This window comes from Polaribacter sp. Asnod6-C07 (assembly GCF_045063625.1).
GTDB classification, from domain to species: domain Bacteria; phylum Bacteroidota; class Bacteroidia; order Flavobacteriales; family Flavobacteriaceae; genus Polaribacter; species Polaribacter vadi_A.
In genome coordinates, this window is the sequence record NZ_JBEFOF010000005.1 from 1143054 (window position 1) to 1159097 (window position 16044).

At 28.5% G+C, this 16044-nt stretch carries 16 protein-coding genes; 10 read left to right on the forward strand and 6 right to left on the reverse strand.

Annotated elements, in window-relative coordinates:
- Window position 1: 1 nt before the first annotated feature.
- Window positions 2-1558 (reverse strand): serine hydrolase, encoded by a 1557-nt coding sequence (locus ACJJVK_RS04610; RefSeq protein WP_405563671.1) that lies wholly within the window; start codon window positions 1556-1558, stop codon window positions 2-4.
- A 43-nt stretch (window positions 1559-1601) separates the two neighbouring features.
- Between ACJJVK_RS04610 and ACJJVK_RS04615 the strand changes: the two genes are divergently transcribed.
- From ACJJVK_RS04615 to ACJJVK_RS04625, 3 genes are all read left to right on the forward strand, one after another.
- Window positions 1602-2378, forward strand: a complete 777-nt coding sequence (locus ACJJVK_RS04615; RefSeq protein ID WP_405563674.1) for an alpha/beta fold hydrolase — start codon at window positions 1602-1604, stop codon at window positions 2376-2378.
- Window positions 2379-2413: 35 nt separating this feature from the next.
- The gene (locus ACJJVK_RS04620) at window positions 2414-3532 is read left to right on the forward strand and encodes a helix-turn-helix domain-containing protein (RefSeq protein WP_405563677.1); all 1119 of its coding nucleotides are present in this window, start codon (window positions 2414-2416) and stop codon (window positions 3530-3532) included.
- A gap of 140 nt (window positions 3533-3672) precedes the next feature.
- Entirely contained in the window at window positions 3673-6057 is a 2385-nt protein-coding gene (locus tag ACJJVK_RS04625; RefSeq protein ID WP_405563680.1) for a TonB-dependent receptor domain-containing protein, read from the forward strand.
- A 9-nt stretch (window positions 6058-6066) separates the two neighbouring features.
- Here ACJJVK_RS04625 and ACJJVK_RS04630 read toward each other — a convergent pair whose 3' ends face one another.
- Window positions 6067-7227, reverse strand: a complete 1161-nt coding sequence (locus ACJJVK_RS04630; protein ID WP_405563683.1) for an MFS transporter — start codon at window positions 7225-7227, stop codon at window positions 6067-6069.
- A 7-nt stretch (window positions 7228-7234) separates the two neighbouring features.
- The gene (thiL, locus tag ACJJVK_RS04635; RefSeq protein ID WP_405563686.1) at window positions 7235-8284 is read right to left on the reverse strand and encodes a thiamine-phosphate kinase; all 1050 of its coding nucleotides are present in this window, start codon (window positions 8282-8284) and stop codon (window positions 7235-7237) included.
- Window positions 8285-8389: 105 nt separating this feature from the next.
- Between thiL and ACJJVK_RS04640 the strand changes: the two genes are divergently transcribed.
- From ACJJVK_RS04640 to ACJJVK_RS04650, 3 genes are read left to right on the forward strand one after another with little or no spacing between them, the layout of a single operon-like run.
- Window positions 8390-9820, forward strand: a complete 1431-nt coding sequence (locus tag ACJJVK_RS04640; RefSeq protein WP_405563689.1) for a choice-of-anchor B family protein — start codon at window positions 8390-8392, stop codon at window positions 9818-9820.
- A gap of 36 nt (window positions 9821-9856) precedes the next feature.
- A complete protein-coding gene (locus ACJJVK_RS04645; RefSeq protein ID WP_405563692.1) occupies window positions 9857-11179 on the forward strand; it encodes a hypothetical protein in 1323 nt (440 codons plus the stop codon).
- On the forward strand, window positions 11176-11931 hold the full coding sequence (locus ACJJVK_RS04650; protein ID WP_405563693.1) for an MbnP family protein: 756 nt from the start codon (window positions 11176-11178) through the stop codon (window positions 11929-11931). The genes ACJJVK_RS04645 and ACJJVK_RS04650 overlap by 4 nt, the downstream gene beginning before the upstream one ends.
- A gap of 100 nt (window positions 11932-12031) precedes the next feature.
- Here the strand turns inward: ACJJVK_RS04650 and ACJJVK_RS04655 are convergent, their stop codons facing one another.
- Genes ACJJVK_RS04655 through ACJJVK_RS04665 form a run of 3 tightly spaced genes read right to left on the reverse strand, consistent with a single transcriptional unit; the run spans window position 12032 to window position 13976 of the window.
- Complete coding sequence (locus ACJJVK_RS04655; protein ID WP_405563695.1) at window positions 12032-12472, reverse strand: YHS domain-containing (seleno)protein; 441 nt, start codon at window positions 12470-12472, stop codon at window positions 12032-12034.
- Between the two features lie 52 nt (window positions 12473-12524).
- Entirely contained in the window at window positions 12525-12977 is a 453-nt protein-coding gene (gene mscL / locus ACJJVK_RS04660) for a large conductance mechanosensitive channel protein MscL (protein WP_405563697.1), read from the reverse strand.
- Between the two features lie 24 nt (window positions 12978-13001).
- A complete protein-coding gene (locus tag ACJJVK_RS04665) occupies window positions 13002-13976 on the reverse strand; it encodes an acyl transferase (RefSeq protein ID WP_405563700.1) in 975 nt (324 codons plus the stop codon).
- Between the two features lie 173 nt (window positions 13977-14149).
- On the opposite strand from ACJJVK_RS04665, the gene ACJJVK_RS04670 reads away from it, so the two are divergent.
- Genes ACJJVK_RS04670 through ACJJVK_RS04685 form a run of 4 tightly spaced genes read left to right on the forward strand, consistent with a single transcriptional unit; the run spans window position 14150 to window position 16041 of the window.
- Complete coding sequence (locus ACJJVK_RS04670; RefSeq protein ID WP_405563703.1) at window positions 14150-14557, forward strand: hypothetical protein; 408 nt, start codon at window positions 14150-14152, stop codon at window positions 14555-14557.
- 1 nt (window position 14558) lies between these two features.
- Complete coding sequence (locus ACJJVK_RS04675; protein WP_405563704.1) at window positions 14559-14903, forward strand: DUF4377 domain-containing protein; 345 nt, start codon at window positions 14559-14561, stop codon at window positions 14901-14903.
- A gap of 11 nt (window positions 14904-14914) precedes the next feature.
- Complete coding sequence (locus tag ACJJVK_RS04680; RefSeq protein WP_405563707.1) at window positions 14915-15619, forward strand: hypothetical protein; 705 nt, start codon at window positions 14915-14917, stop codon at window positions 15617-15619.
- Window positions 15620-15630: 11 nt separating this feature from the next.
- Window positions 15631-16041, forward strand: a complete 411-nt coding sequence (locus ACJJVK_RS04685) for a hypothetical protein (protein WP_405563710.1) — start codon at window positions 15631-15633, stop codon at window positions 16039-16041.
- Window positions 16042-16044 lie beyond the last annotated feature (3 nt).

The following is a 16044-nucleotide window of genomic DNA, read 5'->3' on the forward strand; positions in this document are numbered from 1 at the left end:
ATTAATCTATTTTTTGAAGATTTAAATCGTGAAAATCAAAACTAAAATCTGTAATTGGTGCAATATATTTCATAGTTGCACTTTTTGCATTTCCATTTTCATCAAACGTAAAGTTTACAAAAACATCTGCATCAAAACTTCTGTTGTTCCATTTTGCAACGTAAGTTGTTTGGTTAAATGGCAATAATTCACCTGTAATATCTGTAGATCTTTTACTTTTTATAGTGTACTTATTGTCATCAAATGAAATAATAACATCACCAAACCAATTGTCTGAATATGTACCTACAATTTGTGATGGTTTTGGTAAGCTTTTATTACTTTTTGCCACCTCAACTTTTTTATAAATACTTGCTTTTATACTATCATTATATTGCAAATAGTTGGCATTTTTATCTCCATAGGTTTTTATCCAATTTCTATTGTCATAACCTAAATAACTATCTTTTATAGTATTTGTAATGGTGTTAAAAGCATTTCCATTCATTTGATTTGTTAGTACAATAATACCCAAATCTAAATCTGGAATCATAGTAAACTGAGTTACTGTACCCAATAAACCTCCTGTATGATACACTTGTTTATAACCACCTTTTACATCTGTTAAAAACCAACCCAAACCATAACCTCTAAAATTGGAATTGTACAAATCTCCTTTTCTAACTTTTAAAGGTGTTTGCAGTTGCCATAATTCGTGAAATTGGTTTGTGCTTAATAATCTTTTACCTGATGTAGTTACAGCATCATTCATTAAAAAATTTGCCCAAGTTAACATGTCTTTTACGTTGCTTACAATACCACCAGCAGCATTTGCAGTTTCGCTCCAATCATGAGGAATTTGTATTACTTCACCTTCTGTTCTTGTATGTGCATCAATAATATTAGACCTGTCTGTAACTCTATTGTAAGATGCTTTACTGTTTGTCATTCCAACAGGTTTCATAATTTTTGTTTCAATAAACTCTTCCCAAGTAAGGCCACTTACACGTTTTAAAACTTCGCCAGCAATAATAAACATATTGTTGTTGTACGCAAACGTGCTTCTAAATGAAGTTTCTGGTTTTAAATATTTTACATTATTGATAACGTCTTTTACTTTAAAATCATTTCCTTCAGGAAAAAACATTAAATCGCCTGCGCCTAAACCCATTCCACTTCTGTGTGTAACCAAATCTCTAACTGTAAAATTCTCTGTTACCCAAGCATCATACAATTTAAATTCAGGAATGTGTTTTCTTACTTTATCGTCCCAATTTAGTTTGCCAGCATCTACCATCATTGCTAATGAAAAACAGGTAAAACCCTTACTGTTAGATGCTACACCTACTAAAGTACTTTCGTTCATTTCTTTTTTATTTGTTAGAGAACGAACACCAAAACCTTTTGAATATACCATTTTTCCATCCTTTAAAATACCAACAGAAATTCCTGGAACATCAAAAGTGATTAAGGTTTTTTGTATAAGTTCATCTAAAGTATTTTCTTTGATTTGAGCATCAATTTGAATAGAAAAAAACGTTAATAAGAGTAATAAAAATGTGTGTTTGAATTTGAACATAGAATGTTTATTTTAATACTTGAAATATACATATTTTTGTGTGATGCAGAAATCAATCACATTCAAAAACGCAAACATTTCTTTTTCTGATGTAGGAAAAGGAACCCCAATTGTTCTAATTCACGGATTTTTAGAGAATTCCACAATGTGGGATAAAATTACACCTCAACTTTCTAAAAACAATAGAATAATTACAGTTGATTTATTAGGTCATGGAAACTCAGAATCTATTGGTTACATCCATTCTATGGAATTATTTGCAGAAAGTATTGAAGCTGTTTTACATCATCTAAAAATTAATGACTATTTTTTAATTGGGCATTCTTTAGGTGGTTATGTTGCTTTGGCTTTGGCCGATAAAAATCCGAAGAAAATAAAAGGTTTATGTTTAATGAATTCTACTTCTAACGAAGATTCTGAAGAACGAAAAAACCTAAGAACTAGAGCAAACAAAATGGTTCAGAATAGCTTTGAATCTTTGGTGAAAATGTCGGTTGCTAATTTGTTTCATCCAGAGAATTTATCGAAATATAAAAACGAAATTGAAGACGTTAAAGTACAAGCCTTAAAAACTTCTGTACAAGGTTATATGGCTGCAAATGAAGGAATGAAAAACAGAAAAAATAGAAACCACATTTTAAATGAAAACACATTTAAAAAGCTAATTATTATTGGCAAAAAAGATCCTGTTTTAGATTTTGAAGCTTCTATTAATGAAGCTAAAAAAACCAATACAGATTATGTTATTTTTCCTGATGGACATATGAGTCATATTGAAAACACAGCAATTTTGATTGATACAATAACAAATTTTATATAATTATGCTCTTCTAAATAATAAGTATATTTGAAATTATGAATTATGATTCCATAATTAGTTTTTTAGCTGTTCTTATTGTAATCCTATTTTTGTTGTTTTCTGTTTTTTTACTTTCTGTAAAAGCAGAAAAAAAACTAAGCAATCAGCTTTTAGCAGCTTTTTTAATAATTACTGCAATAGATATTAGTGCTTTTTTTTATTATCAAATTATAGAATTACCTCTTGATCTAGAAATGCTAAGAAATAAAATTTCTTTGTTTAAAAATCCGCTTTTATTTTTATATATTTTATCAGTAATTTATTCAAATTTTAAGTTAAAATGGAAACATTTAATTCATTTATTACCTTGGTTAATTACTATTTTAGTACTACTACCTAATTTCTTTTTAGCAGATGAAGCTGCTAAAATTGCCTTTTTCAGCAACTATGATAATAATAGTGAAGTACAATTTTTAAGCTATTTTGGTGATGTTTTATCCTTTGCATATTTATGTGCAGAAATCTATTATATTTTAAGATATAGAAAATTATTACTGGAAAATTACACAGATAAAAATGCTTTTAAAAACTATAATTGGTTAAAACAATTATCTATTTTGCTCTTTATTGGGCAAGTAATAACACTTATAAAAGGTTATATTCGAGTAAATTATAATGGAAATGCAATAGATATTATTAGAACTGTAACTTTACTTTTTGGTGTCTTTTTTATCTGTTGGTTATTTTTAAAGGCTGTAAATTCTCCTAAATTATTTAAAGGTGTAGATGTAGATTTAAAAACATCAAAAGAAATTAAAAACACAGAAATAAAAAAAGAGATAAACCCAAAAATCTCACTCTTAAAAGATTTTATGGTTGATAAAAAACCATACTTAAATCCGTCTTTAACTATTAGAGATTTAGCTTCAGCATTAAAAATGAATTCCAGAGATTTATCTGTTTTAATCAATCAAAATTTAAATCAGCATTTTTTCGATTTTGTAAATGAATATAGAATCGAAGATGCTAAAAATATACTTAAAAATCCGTCTAAAAAAGACTTTACAGTCTTAGAAATTTTATACAAAGTTGGTTTTAATTCTAAATCATCCTTTAATACTGCTTTTAAAAAGTATACAGGAAAAACGCCAACTCAGTTTAGAAAAACTACTTAAAATCAATTATTTAACGTAAAGTCGAACGTTTACAAAACAAAGTCGAACTGATTTCTTTTACAGAAAATAGTTCGACTTTACGTTTTCGGTCGCACAAAATTAATTTGAATTGCACATTTGTATCATCAAAAACAAAAACGATGAAAACAAATATTAAAAACACATTAATTGTACTTGCTTTATTATGCTCAGGAATTTTATCAGCACAAATTATTACAGGAAAAGTAACTGATAATTTAGATGTTATTCCGTTTGCAAATGTAATTTTAAAAGACAAAACCAATAAAATAGTTACAGGAATTACTACAGATGAAAATGGTGCTTTTGAGCTAAAAACTACAAGTGGAAATTATTCCTTAGAAATTATTTTCTTAGGATATAAAACTTGGAAAAAAACTATTAAAATTGATAAAAACCTACATCTAGGAACTATTATTTTAGAGGAAAACACACAAGCTTTAAACGAAATTATTGTAAAAACAGAAAAAAGAATTTTAGAAAGAAAAATTGATAGAATGATTTTTAATGTTGCAAAAAGTATTTCTGCAACTGGTGGAAATGGAATTGATGTTTTAAGCATAACTCCTGGAGTTCAAGTTATAAATGGAGCACTTGCTATTTTAGGAAAAGGGGCAACTCAAGTAATGATTAATGGTAGGATTTCTCCTTTACAAGGCGATGATTTAATAAGTTTTTTAAGCGGATTTTCTGCAAGCGATATTCTTAAAATAGAAGTAATTACAAATCCGCCAGCAAAATATGATGCTGCAGGAAATGGAGGTCTAATAAATATAATTTTAAAGAAAGGATTGTTAGATTCTTGGAGAAATGCAACTACAGTTTCTTACAATCAAAACAAGTATAATTTTACCACGCTTGCTAATAATTTCTTTTACAATAAAAATAAACTTTCTTTATCAGCAAGTATAAATGCAACCAAAGGAAACTTTGAAGGTTTAGAAGGAATATTAATTAATTATCCTAACAATTTTTGGGATATTGACATTAAAGGAAAGAATAAAAAAGATCAATTTTCTGGACGCTTTTTGGTTGATTATACACTTTCTGATAAAACTACTTTTGGAATACAATATTTAGGAAACACAAAACAACCAGATATAGTAGGCACAACAACATCAACAATTTTTGACAATCAAAAAAACTTGCAAAGTAGTTTGATAAATACTGGAAACAGAGAGGTTAAGAATAAGAATCATTCTATAAATTTTCATTTAAATTCTGATCTAGATTCGTTAGGAAAAAGTATTTCTTTAGATGTAGATTATTTTACGTACAACTCAAAAATTAGTCAAGATTTTAGAACAGAAAGTTTTGATGCCAATTACAATTCTCAAGGTATAAATGCAGCAGCATTAAATTTAGCAAATCAAGAAATAGAAAATTTTAATACTCAAATTGATCTTACTTTTCCTCTAAAAAAAGTAAAGCTATCTTATGGAGTTAAAGCGAGTTTTACAAATACAAAAAGCAATGTATTCTATTACAATACGCTTTCTAATAATAAAATTTTAGACCCAAACAGATCTAATGCTTTTGAATATGAAGAAAATGTATTAGCTGCTTATTTTTCTGGAAACACAGATTTATCTGATAAATTAACATTACAATTTGGCTTACGTTTTGAAGACACAAAAGCCACAGGAATTAACGCAGCAATACAACAAGAAAACCAAAATAACTATAGCAAATTTTTTCCTACTTTATATCTTTCTTATAACAAGAACGAACTTCATAATTTTGGTTTTGCATATGGTAAAAGAATAAGCAGACCTAATTTTAGAAACTTAAATCCGTTTAGAGTTTATATTAATGACAATAGTTACAGTGTTGGGAATCCGTTTTTACAACCATCTTTTTCAGATAATTTCGAGGTTTATCACCTTTATAAAAACAACTTAAATACTAGTTTTTCTTTAAACATTACTAATGATGGTTTTGGAGCAGTTTTTAACACAGATGCTCAAAATCAAGATCAAATAATTACAAGAGAAAACTATTTTAAAACCTCTACATATATGTTTTCAGAAGGTTTTTCTTACAATAAAATTTCTTGGTGGAAATCTCAGAACAACCTAAGTCTTATGGCATTTGTTACTAAATTTACAAAAGATATTGGCACTAATCCGAAAAACGGAACGCAATTATCTATTAGTTCTAACAATACTTTTTCTTTATCTAACAACACAAAATTACAAGTAAATTCTTGGTTTGGATCTAAACACAGTAGAGGTTTATATAGTGTTGGTAATTTATATAATTTATCTTTTGGCTTGCAACATCAATTTAAAAATAATGTAAAATTCTCTATATTTTGCAACGATGTTTTTAACACAGCAAGTTTAAGAAATTATGTTTCTAATGTAAATGACATTCAACAAAATTACAGATCTAATGAAAGCTCTAGAAATATTAGAATTTCACTTTCTTACGATTTTGGAAACAAAAAAGTAAATGTAAAAAACAGAGCTTTTAGCAATAATGATGAGCAAAGAAGAAGTAATTAACAGGATAATTTATGGCTTCTTTTTTAATACGAACAAAGTTAAAAAAGAGGCAATTATCATCAATATTCCTAAAAAAATATAACTTGTAACTAAGTTACTCCAATTAGAAATTGCACCAAGAATAACTGGGCCAACTAAAAAACCAACAAAGCCAATTCCTGATACTATAGATATTGCAAAAGAGGTTTCCAATTCTTTGGTTTTACCTGCAACTCTATAAATTTCTGGTATTATTACTGATAAACCTAATCCTAAAAAACCAAAGCCGATAACTGTTACATATAATTGTGAAACTATAATGAGTAAATAAGCAAAAAAGGCTAGTAAAGTTCCTAAAAGTATGGTTTTTAAAGAGCCTAATTTAGTACTAAAACCATCACCTAAAAATCGCCCAATAGTCATCATTAAAGAAAAAACAATAAAACCTAAACCTGCTTTACTTTCAGAGACCTGTATTACATCAAACAAAAATAAATTACTCCAATGTTCTACTGCACCTTCATTAAATAATACAATAAATGCAATAATAGATAGTATAATAAGTGGTTTAATATTTTTATAAAAAGATTGTTTTTGAGGCTGAGTTTTTATTACATCAACTTGAACATTTTTATAGCTTTTAGATAAATACAAATTAGATACAATTACAAGTACAGAAATGCTAAGCATATGCAAATGCGGGTTAGAAAACTGACTTATATACAAGCTACCTACAGAAGCACCAATAAAACCACCCAAACTAAAAAAACCGTGTGCAGCTGACATAAAATTTTCGTTTTCTCTTTTTTCTATGGTTGCTGTTAAGGCATTTAAAGAAACATCTGTAAATGCAGAACACAAACCAACAGTTAATAGTGAGGTACAAAGTAGTATATAATTAGATGCTAATAATGGCAAATTAAAAACAAGTGCTAATAATATAATTCCTGTTTTTGTCGATTTTCCTAAACCTACTTTTCTATTAATTTTCGGAATAAAAGGAATAGCAATTAACAAGCCTAAAGCTGTAAAAAAAAGTGCAAAACCAATCTCAGCATCATTTAATTGGAATTTAGTTTTTATAAAAGGTATATATAAAATCCAGGTTCCTATTAAAATGTTAATGGAAGAGAAAACCCAAGAAGGTGCTAAAAAAATAAGGTTAGATAGTATTAATCGTAAAGATTTCATTAAAAAATTAGCCTTCTTTTAAACCATTCCAACCTTGCGCTTTCAACTCAATTTCTTGATTTGCTCTCGTAATTAATTGTAAACCTTGGTTTTCTGCAATTACGTGACCAATAATAGAAAAATTAGGATTTGCTTTTACTTTATCAAAATCAGCAATTGGCACTGTAAATAAAAGTTCGTAATCTTCACCTCCACTTAAAGCAACCATTGTAGAATCTAACTCAAATTCTTCGCAAGTAGAAATAACTTGCGGATCTAAAGGCAATTTATCTTCATAAATTTTACAACCTACTTTACTTTGTGTACAAATATGAAAAAGTTCTGAAGAAAGTCCATCAGAAATATCAATCATAGCAGTTGGTTTTACCTCCAATTCTTTTAACAAACCAGCAATATCTTTACGAGCTTCTGGCTTTAATTGACGCTCGATTAAATAAGTATAGTTATCTAAATCTGGCTGATTATTTGGATCTACTTTAAAAACTTGTTTTTCTCTTTCTAAAACTTGTAATCCTAAATAAGCAGCACCTAAATCTCCAGAAACCACAATTAAATCGGTTTCTTTTGCACCACTTCTATAAACAATATCTTCTTTTTCTGCTTTACCAATAGCTGTTACAGAAATTAAAATTCCTTTGGTAGATGATGTTGTATCTCCACCAATTAAATCAACTTTATACGTATCACAAGCCAACTGAATACCAGCATACAATTCTTCTATAGCTTCTAAAGGAAAACGATTAGAAACAGCAATAGAAACTGTAATTTGCTCTGCAGATCCGTTCATTGCATACACATCAGATAAATTAACCATTACAGCTTTATAACCTAAATGCTTTAAAGGCATATAACTTAAATCGAAATGTACACCTTCAATTAATAAATCTGTGGTTACTAAAGTTTGCTTTTCTGAAGCATCTAAAACTGCTGCATCATCTCCAATTGCTTTTAAGGTTGATGCATTTTCAACTTTAAAATATTTTGTAATATGATTAATTAAGCCAAACTCACCAAGTTCAGCTAAAGATGTTTTTTGTTGATTTTTGTCTTCTAACATATTGCAAAGATAGGTACATTCTAAAAATTGAGAGAATTAGTTTAACAGAGAAAATGAATAATATTTCAATTTATAATGTATTTTTGATATAAATCTCTTTTGGCAATGAAAAAAACTACATTTATCCTCCTTTTTTTATCTCAAATTGCATTTTCTCAAATACCTTGTACAAACGGATTTTCAGGTAATTATCCTTGTAATGATTACGATTTACTTTCTCATTTTTCTATAACTGAAGTTGCAGGTTCTGGAGCAGAAGGCAATGACAGTTGGGGATGGACAGACCCAGATACACAAAGCGAATATGCTTTAATGGGCACAACCAAAGGTGTCACTTTTATAGATATTACAGATCCATTATCGCCAATAATTTTAGGAACTTTAGCAACAAGCACTGTAAATAGTTCTTGGAGAGATGTAAAAGTATACAACAATCACGCTTTTATTGTGAGCGAAGCCAGTAATCATGGTATGCAAGTTTTCGATTTAACAAGACTTAGAAATGTAACAAATCCGCCTGAAGTATTTTTGGCTGATACTCATTTTACAGAATTTGGTACAGCTCATAATATAGTAATTAACGAAGAAAGTGGTTATGCTTATATCGTAGGCGCAAGTAGAAGCTCTACTTACAAAGGTGGTCCTATTTTCATCAATATTCAAAATCCAACCAACCCAATTTTAGAAGGTGGTTTTGGAGAAGGAGGTTATGCACATGATGCACAAGTTATTACCTATAATGGTCCTGATTTAGATTATACAGGCAAAGAAATTTTAATTGGTAGTAACGAAAATGAAGTAGTAATTGCAGATGTTACAGACAAAACAGCACCTACAATTATTTCTACAATTACTTATACAGATGTAAGATATGCACACCAAGGTTGGTTTACAGAAGATTTAAAATATTTTATTTTAGGTGATGAACTTGATGAAATTCGAGTTGGAAACAACACCAAAACTGTAATTTTCGATTTTACAGATTTAGACAATCCTTTACATCATTTCGATTATTATAGTGATGCTGCTGCAATAGACCATAATGGATATGTAAAAAACAACATTTATTATCAAGCAAGTTATACTGCAGGAGTTAGAATGTTAGATATTTCTGATATCGAAAACAAAACAATTACAGAAGTTGGATATTTTGATACGTATCCAGATAATGACAACACAGCTTTTAATGGGGCTTGGAATGTTTATCCTTATTTTCCGAGCGGAAATATTATTGTGAGTGATATTGACAATGGCTTTTTTGTAATCAGAAAAAGTGGAACTTTAAGCTTAGAAAATCAGAATTTAGAATTGGGTTTTTCTATGTTTCCAAATCCAACATCAAACAAAACAACTATTAAATCTTTAAATAGTGAATCTATTAAAAACATTAAAGTTTACTCTTTAATTGGGCAAAAAATAGCGGAAGAAAATAACATAAATAGCACTCAATACGAACTAAATATTGGTAATATTAATAAAGGAATTTACTTTGTTAAAATTAATGATGATTACACCACAAAATTGGTAGTTAATTAAAAAACTACTCTCAAAATTAAAAACATCAACCAAGAAATGAAAAAAATTTGTTTTACTGCAATACTGCTACTATTTGTTTGCTGTACTAAAAAACAAATTGAAAATTTACCAACTTTATATGAAGGTATCCCAAACTTTGTAAAAACTTTTGGCGGTACTAAAAACGATGTTTTTAATTCTGTTGTAGCTACTTCAGATGGTGGTTATGCAATTTTAGGTTATACACAAAGCAACGATTTAGATATTGAAACAAAAACTGACGAGAGTTTCGATTTTTGGGTAATGAAATTTTCTTCGGATGATAATTTGCTTTGGCAAAAAACCTTTGGAGGTTCTGATGATGATAGAGGTGCAGATCTAATTGCTACAAACGATGGTGGTTTTGCGCTTTTTGGTTACAGCAAAAGTGCCGATTTTGATGTTGCAAATAATGCAGGTGCACAAGATTTTTGGCTCTTAAAAATTTCTACTGATGGCAACATTACTTGGGAAAAAAGCTTTGGTTTTATTGGTGCTGATACTGGTACAACTTTACTACAAACTTCAGATGATGGCTTTTTAATAACAGGCGTTTTAGATGTTACAGCATCTAATGGAGAAGGCAATGCCAAAACCGCTCAAAAACATGCAGGTGGTGATGTTTGGGCTATAAAAACAGACAATTCTGGTAATTTAGAATGGAGTAAATATTTTGGTGGGTCTTTTACAGATACACCTTTTGGAGTTGTAGAAACTACAGATAATAGCTATATAATTGCAGCTTCTTCAGACAGTGACGATTTTAATATTTCTAACAATTTAGGCACTTACGATTTTTGGATTTTAAAAATTTCTGCTGATGGAACTCTAATTTGGGAGAAAAATTTTGGAGGTTCAGAAATTGAAGAACCAAGAGGGATAACAGCCACAAACGATGGTAATTTTATAATTGTTGGTGATACCAGAAGCTCAGACAATAATGTAAGTTTTAACAATGGTGCAGCAGATTTGTGGATGCTTAAAATTTCTACGGATGGAACTCTAATTTGGGAGAAAACTTTTGGAGGAACTAGTTTTGATGTTGCTCGTTCAATATCTAAAACACAAGATGATGACTTTTTAATTGCTGGTTATTCTAGAAGCTCAGACAACGATTTTTCAAATTTTGGGCAAAGTGATGCTTGGCTTTTAAAGGTTGATAATTCTGGTAATTTAATCTGGCAAAAGTTTTTTGGTGGTACAGAAAATGATTTCCTTTTTGATGCTATTGAATTAAATAATCAATCTATAATTGCAGTTGGGGAGAGTTCTAGTTCTGACCAAGATATTTCTGAAAATAAAGGTTTCTCTGATGCATTAATTATAAAAACAGAAAAATGAAAAAATATATAAGCTTAGTTTTTTTAACAATATTTTTATTTACTTCTTGTAAAAACGAAATAGATTGTTGTGTTTTTCCAGAGAGCACAAATGTTACTTTAAAATTCACTCATAATTGGGCAGGTACAGCTCTTACATCCGAAGATTTTAATGAATTTAAATTTACTACTGAAAATGGAGAATCTATCAGTATAGAAAGGTTAAGATATTTAGTTTCTAACATCACTTTAGATGATAATACTAAAGACTATCAACTTATAAATATTGGTGAAGATTCTGGTTTTGAAATCGAATTTAATGAAATTACACCAGGTACAAAATCACTAAAATTTACTTTTGGTTTTGCAGATGAAGATAATATAGATGGTGTTTATCAAGATTTAAATTCTGTTACTTTTAATGTACCAGGAATGATGGGTGGTGGTTATCATTTTATGCAATTTGATGGTAAATACAAAGACACAAATAATACTGATGCAAATTTTAATTACCATACAATTAGAGCTGTAGACATGTCTGACTCTGATAATTTAGTATTAGAAGACACTTCTTTTGAAGTTGATTTAGGCAACATAGAAATAACAAATAGTGCTACCATAGAAATTAAAATGGATATTTCTGAATGGTTTAAAAACCCTAATACTTGGAATTTAAACGAACTAAATACAGTTCTAATGCCCAATTTTGATGCTCAGAAATTAATGAACGCTAATGGAAAAACAGTTTTTTCTTTGGGTAGTGTAATTCAGTAATTAAAAACGAAACTTTTGTAAATAAACAGAGGGCTGATAAAATCAACCCTCTTTCTAAATAACACAGGCAAAAAAATGTCCCCTAAGTCTGCACTGGTTATTAATTATATTTTATTTTTTGCCAATTGGCATCTGCTTTCTTCTTTAAATCGTCAGCTCCTTCGTCTTTCCATAAGTCTAACGTATTTGTTCCCCAAGAATTGTAGAACAAGTACAATTTTTTATCTCTTATTTCAAAAGTTTCAGGATCTACACTTACCTTACTAGACTTAACCCCCACAGCATAAGCACAATAACCCCCATAAGCAGGAACATATTTTTTTGGATTTTTTTTAAAAATTTCTAAATTTTCTTTAGATGAAAACTTAAATTTTACGTCATCAAACTCAGTTGTAAACTTTTTATCGCCTTCTACAGCTTTATTACTAAAGTAAGCAACCACATCATAACCTTCTGCAACATATCCTTTTTTAAGATTATATTCTTGGCTAAAAATTGAAATTGAAATCGTTAAAAATAAAATAGTAATTATAGGTTTCATCGAGTTTTGTTTTCTTTTTGGTCGATAAAAATTACAATAATTACAAAAAAAATTATTTATCTAAAAGCCTCATTAAAAAGGCATTCTGTTTTTCTAAAAGTTCATTGGTCTTATTCATTAACTCAATATTTTTTGGGGTAGCCACTGTTTTATTTTTTGGGTCGTCTGCTTTTTGTTTCATACTATTCATAACTTTTACCACTAAAAAAACAGTAATTGCAATTACTAAAAAATCTACGCCAGCTTCTATTAATTTACCATAACCAATAGCTATTTCTTCAATTTTAGATTTGCCATCAGCTACAATAGCTTCTCTTAAAATAATCTTTTTATTCTCCCAATTTGCGCCATCTGTCATTAATGTTAATGGTGGCATTAAAACCTCTTTTACTAAAACATTTACAACTTTATTAAATGCAGTACCAATTATAACACCAATAGCAATATCTATCATATTACCTTTTACAGCAAAATCTTTAAACTCTTGTAATAACTTAAACTTCATAATTAAATTTTTTATTTTTTTACTTTACAAAACCATCAAATTACAACCTCTAATATCAGAATTATCAAAGCGTCCAATAATTTCGAACGTATCGTTTTCATAGACTTTTCCTAAATCTTGAGTAGCAATAAATGAACAAGAATTGTAGTTTGCTAAATCAATTACATTAATCCCACCAGTTTTTCCTTGCTCTTGAATAGTTAAAGCATCTTCAGTATCTCTGGTTAAAATTTTCATCCAATTGGGTGTTTCAAAAACTCCATTTCCTTTAGAATACCCTTGACTTAGTAATTCTGTCATTCCATATTCAGAATGAATTTCATTAACTCCAAAACCATCAGAAAGTATTTGATGCAACTCATTTCTAATCAATTCTTTTCTTCTGCCTTTCATACCACCTGTTTCCATTATTGTGGTATTTTTTAACTTAAATTGATGTTTCTCAATCAAATCTAATAAAGCAAAAGAGACACCTATAAGTAAAACTTTTTGGCCTTTTCTATCTAAATTGATGAGTTTATTGGCTAATTCATCTAAATTATTTAGATAAAATCCGCTTTCTATATTATTGGTTTTTCGAATTAAATCATCAACCATAAAAACCAAAGAAGACCCTTTTCTCTCTAAATAATTTGGCAATAAAGCCAAAACTACGTATTCTTCTATATTGCCGTAAAAATGTGCAAATCCTTTTAAATAACTTTCTTTATAAAGGTTAATATCGGTTACAAAATGCTTGCTTGTAATACTGCCTGTTGTTCCAGAACTTGTAAAAATCTCTTCAATTTTTTCTTTGGATGAAAGTATTTCTCTTGATTTAAAAAACTGAATTGGCAAAAAAGGAATTTCTTCTATTTTAGTAACATCAGAAGGATGTTTGTTTATTAAATCACAAAAAGAACGATACACTTTATTGTTCTTAAACTGATGTTTAAAAACTGCCATGGTTGTTTTTGTAAAATCTTGTTCGTTATTTATATTAAAAATGCTTTCTTTCATAAACTTTATAAAATTACCACAACACTTTTACTGTTTGGTTTTCTTTGTTTTTTTCATCCTTTAAAAAAGGAAAATTGAAAAAGAATTAATCAACAAAAATTATTTTTTACAAAAATACTATTATTCAACGCAACCTTTTTGCTCTTTTTGTATCTTATAAAAAAGAACTTAAAATGTATAAAATTGGTATATTAATTACAATGATTTTTTTATTGATTTCTTGTAACGAAAATATTGATATAATTACTGATCATGAATCAGTTATCATAAACAACTCACTATATAATAAAACAACAACTAGCAATTATACTATTACAGAAGCAATTTTAAACGAAAATCTTTTAACCCTAAAAATTAGCAGTAGTGGTTGTGATGGCAATTCTTGGAAAGCTGTTTTAATAGATGCTAATATAGTTTTAGAATCTTACCCAGTGCAAAGAAACATTAAACTTTCTTTAGAAAACAACGAAGCTTGTTTGGCTTTTTTTGAGCAAGAATACACTTTTGATATTTCTAATTTAAAAGAAGGTTATTCTGATATTATTTTAAATTTAGAAGGTTGGAATACACAAATAAATTAATATGAAAAGAGTAATATACCTAATATGTTTTAGTATTTGCTTATTGTCTTGTGAAGACAATAACTTAATAACACCAGAAAAAACACTAATTGTAGCATCTATAAAAGCAGATTGTGTGGGTGTAGATTATCAAAAATGTTTATTAGTTAAAGAAAATGAAACAGAAAATTGGCAATATTTTTATAGCTCAATTGTTGGTTTTAACTACGAAGAAGGCTTTGAATATGTAATTAAAGTATCAGAAAGAAAAATAGAAAATCCGCCACAAGATGCTTCTTCTATAGAAACTACACTAATTAAGGTTGTTTCTAAAACAGAAAAAACATCAGAAAATTTACCCATTTAAAACTTATAATTATGCATTTAAAAAACATTGTAATTTTAGTATTTGCTGCATTCTTTTTCTCTTGCGAAAACAATATGAATGATGAAGAAATAGCAATAGATCCAGACAATTTATTAATTGGTAATTGGGTAGAACCTTTTTACGAAAACGAAACCACAACATTTAAAAGAAGTAGTATTTTACCAGATGAAGGTTATGGAATTGCATTTAAAAAAACTGGAGATTTTATAGAAAGAACTTCTGGTTGGTGTGGCACACCTCCACTTACCTATTTTAATGTTGATGGTACTTTTACAATAGCAAACGATTTAATAAGTATTTCTACAGCAAGTTATCCTTCTTTTTTTGGGTGGAAAATTATAGAAATAACAGAAACAAATTTAGTGGTTAAAAGAGAATTAACAGAACAAGAAATAGAACACAGAACGTTAATGGATTTGTTTAATGAAATCTCAAATATTGCTTATGGCGAAACTTGTTCTAACTCAAATAACTGGGCATTTACTGCTTTTGGTTCTAAAGCTTGTGGTGGACCACAAGGTTATTTACCTTATTCTAAAAACATTGATGTAGCTTCTTTTTTACAAAAAGTAGAAACATATACTGAAGCTGAAAAAGCATTTAATATTAAATGGGGTATCGTTTCTGATTGTTCTATTATTAGCCCTCCCAAGCAAGTAGAATGCAGAAATGGATACCCAATATTAATTTACTAAACATAAAAATTATGAAAAAATTTATTTTACTTTTTACCGCTATTTTACTCTTTAATTCTTGTTTAAATGATGAGAATAACGACTATGTAAATTATGGTTTTGAACTTTTACCTATTGATGAATATATAGTGCCAAGTTCTTTTACTTTTGGTGAAAAAGATACTATAAAAGTAAAATATACTTTTAAAAATGATTGCTATAGTTTTGACCATGTATATTACGAATACCAAGACACTACAAGAATTGTTGCAATACAATCTTTAGTAGATTTAGATAAAACTTGTACAGAACAAACTACTCAATACGAGTTTGATATGGTAATTACTGTTATACAAGAAGAGGATTATATTTTTAAATTTTGGAAAGGTGAAGATAATAATGGCGAAAACATTTTTGAAGAAGTCGTAGTTCCTGTAAATTAGAAA

Bases quoted from the DNA above. Each gene is read 5' to 3' on its own strand.
- ACJJVK_RS04610 (WP_405563671.1), bottom strand. From the start codon at position 1,558: ATGTTCAAATTCAAACACACATTTTTATTACTCTTATTAACGTTTTTT.
- ACJJVK_RS04615 (WP_405563674.1), top strand. From the start codon at position 1,602: ATGCAGAAATCAATCACATTCAAAAACGCAAACATTTCTTTTTCTGAT.
- ACJJVK_RS04620 (WP_405563677.1), top strand. From the start codon at position 2,414: ATGAATTATGATTCCATAATTAGTTTTTTAGCTGTTCTTATTGTAATC.
- ACJJVK_RS04625 (WP_405563680.1), top strand. From the start codon at position 3,673: ATGAAAACAAATATTAAAAACACATTAATTGTACTTGCTTTATTATGC.
- ACJJVK_RS04630 (WP_405563683.1), bottom strand. From the start codon at position 7,227: ATGAAATCTTTACGATTAATACTATCTAACCTTATTTTTTTAGCACCT.
- thiL (WP_405563686.1), bottom strand. From the start codon at position 8,284: ATGTTAGAAGACAAAAATCAACAAAAAACATCTTTAGCTGAACTTGGT.
- ACJJVK_RS04640 (WP_405563689.1), top strand. From the start codon at position 8,390: ATGAAAAAAACTACATTTATCCTCCTTTTTTTATCTCAAATTGCATTT.
- ACJJVK_RS04645 (WP_405563692.1), top strand. From the start codon at position 9,857: ATGAAAAAAATTTGTTTTACTGCAATACTGCTACTATTTGTTTGCTGT.
- ACJJVK_RS04650 (WP_405563693.1), top strand. From the start codon at position 11,176: ATGAAAAAATATATAAGCTTAGTTTTTTTAACAATATTTTTATTTACT.
- ACJJVK_RS04655 (WP_405563695.1), bottom strand. From the start codon at position 12,472: ATGAAACCTATAATTACTATTTTATTTTTAACGATTTCAATTTCAATT.
- mscL (WP_405563697.1), bottom strand. From the start codon at position 12,977: ATGAAGTTTAAGTTATTACAAGAGTTTAAAGATTTTGCTGTAAAAGGT.
- ACJJVK_RS04665 (WP_405563700.1), bottom strand. From the start codon at position 13,976: ATGAAAGAAAGCATTTTTAATATAAATAACGAACAAGATTTTACAAAA.
- ACJJVK_RS04670 (WP_405563703.1), top strand. From the start codon at position 14,150: ATGTATAAAATTGGTATATTAATTACAATGATTTTTTTATTGATTTCT.
- ACJJVK_RS04675 (WP_405563704.1), top strand. From the start codon at position 14,559: ATGAAAAGAGTAATATACCTAATATGTTTTAGTATTTGCTTATTGTCT.
- ACJJVK_RS04680 (WP_405563707.1), top strand. From the start codon at position 14,915: ATGCATTTAAAAAACATTGTAATTTTAGTATTTGCTGCATTCTTTTTC.
- ACJJVK_RS04685 (WP_405563710.1), top strand. From the start codon at position 15,631: ATGAAAAAATTTATTTTACTTTTTACCGCTATTTTACTCTTTAATTCT.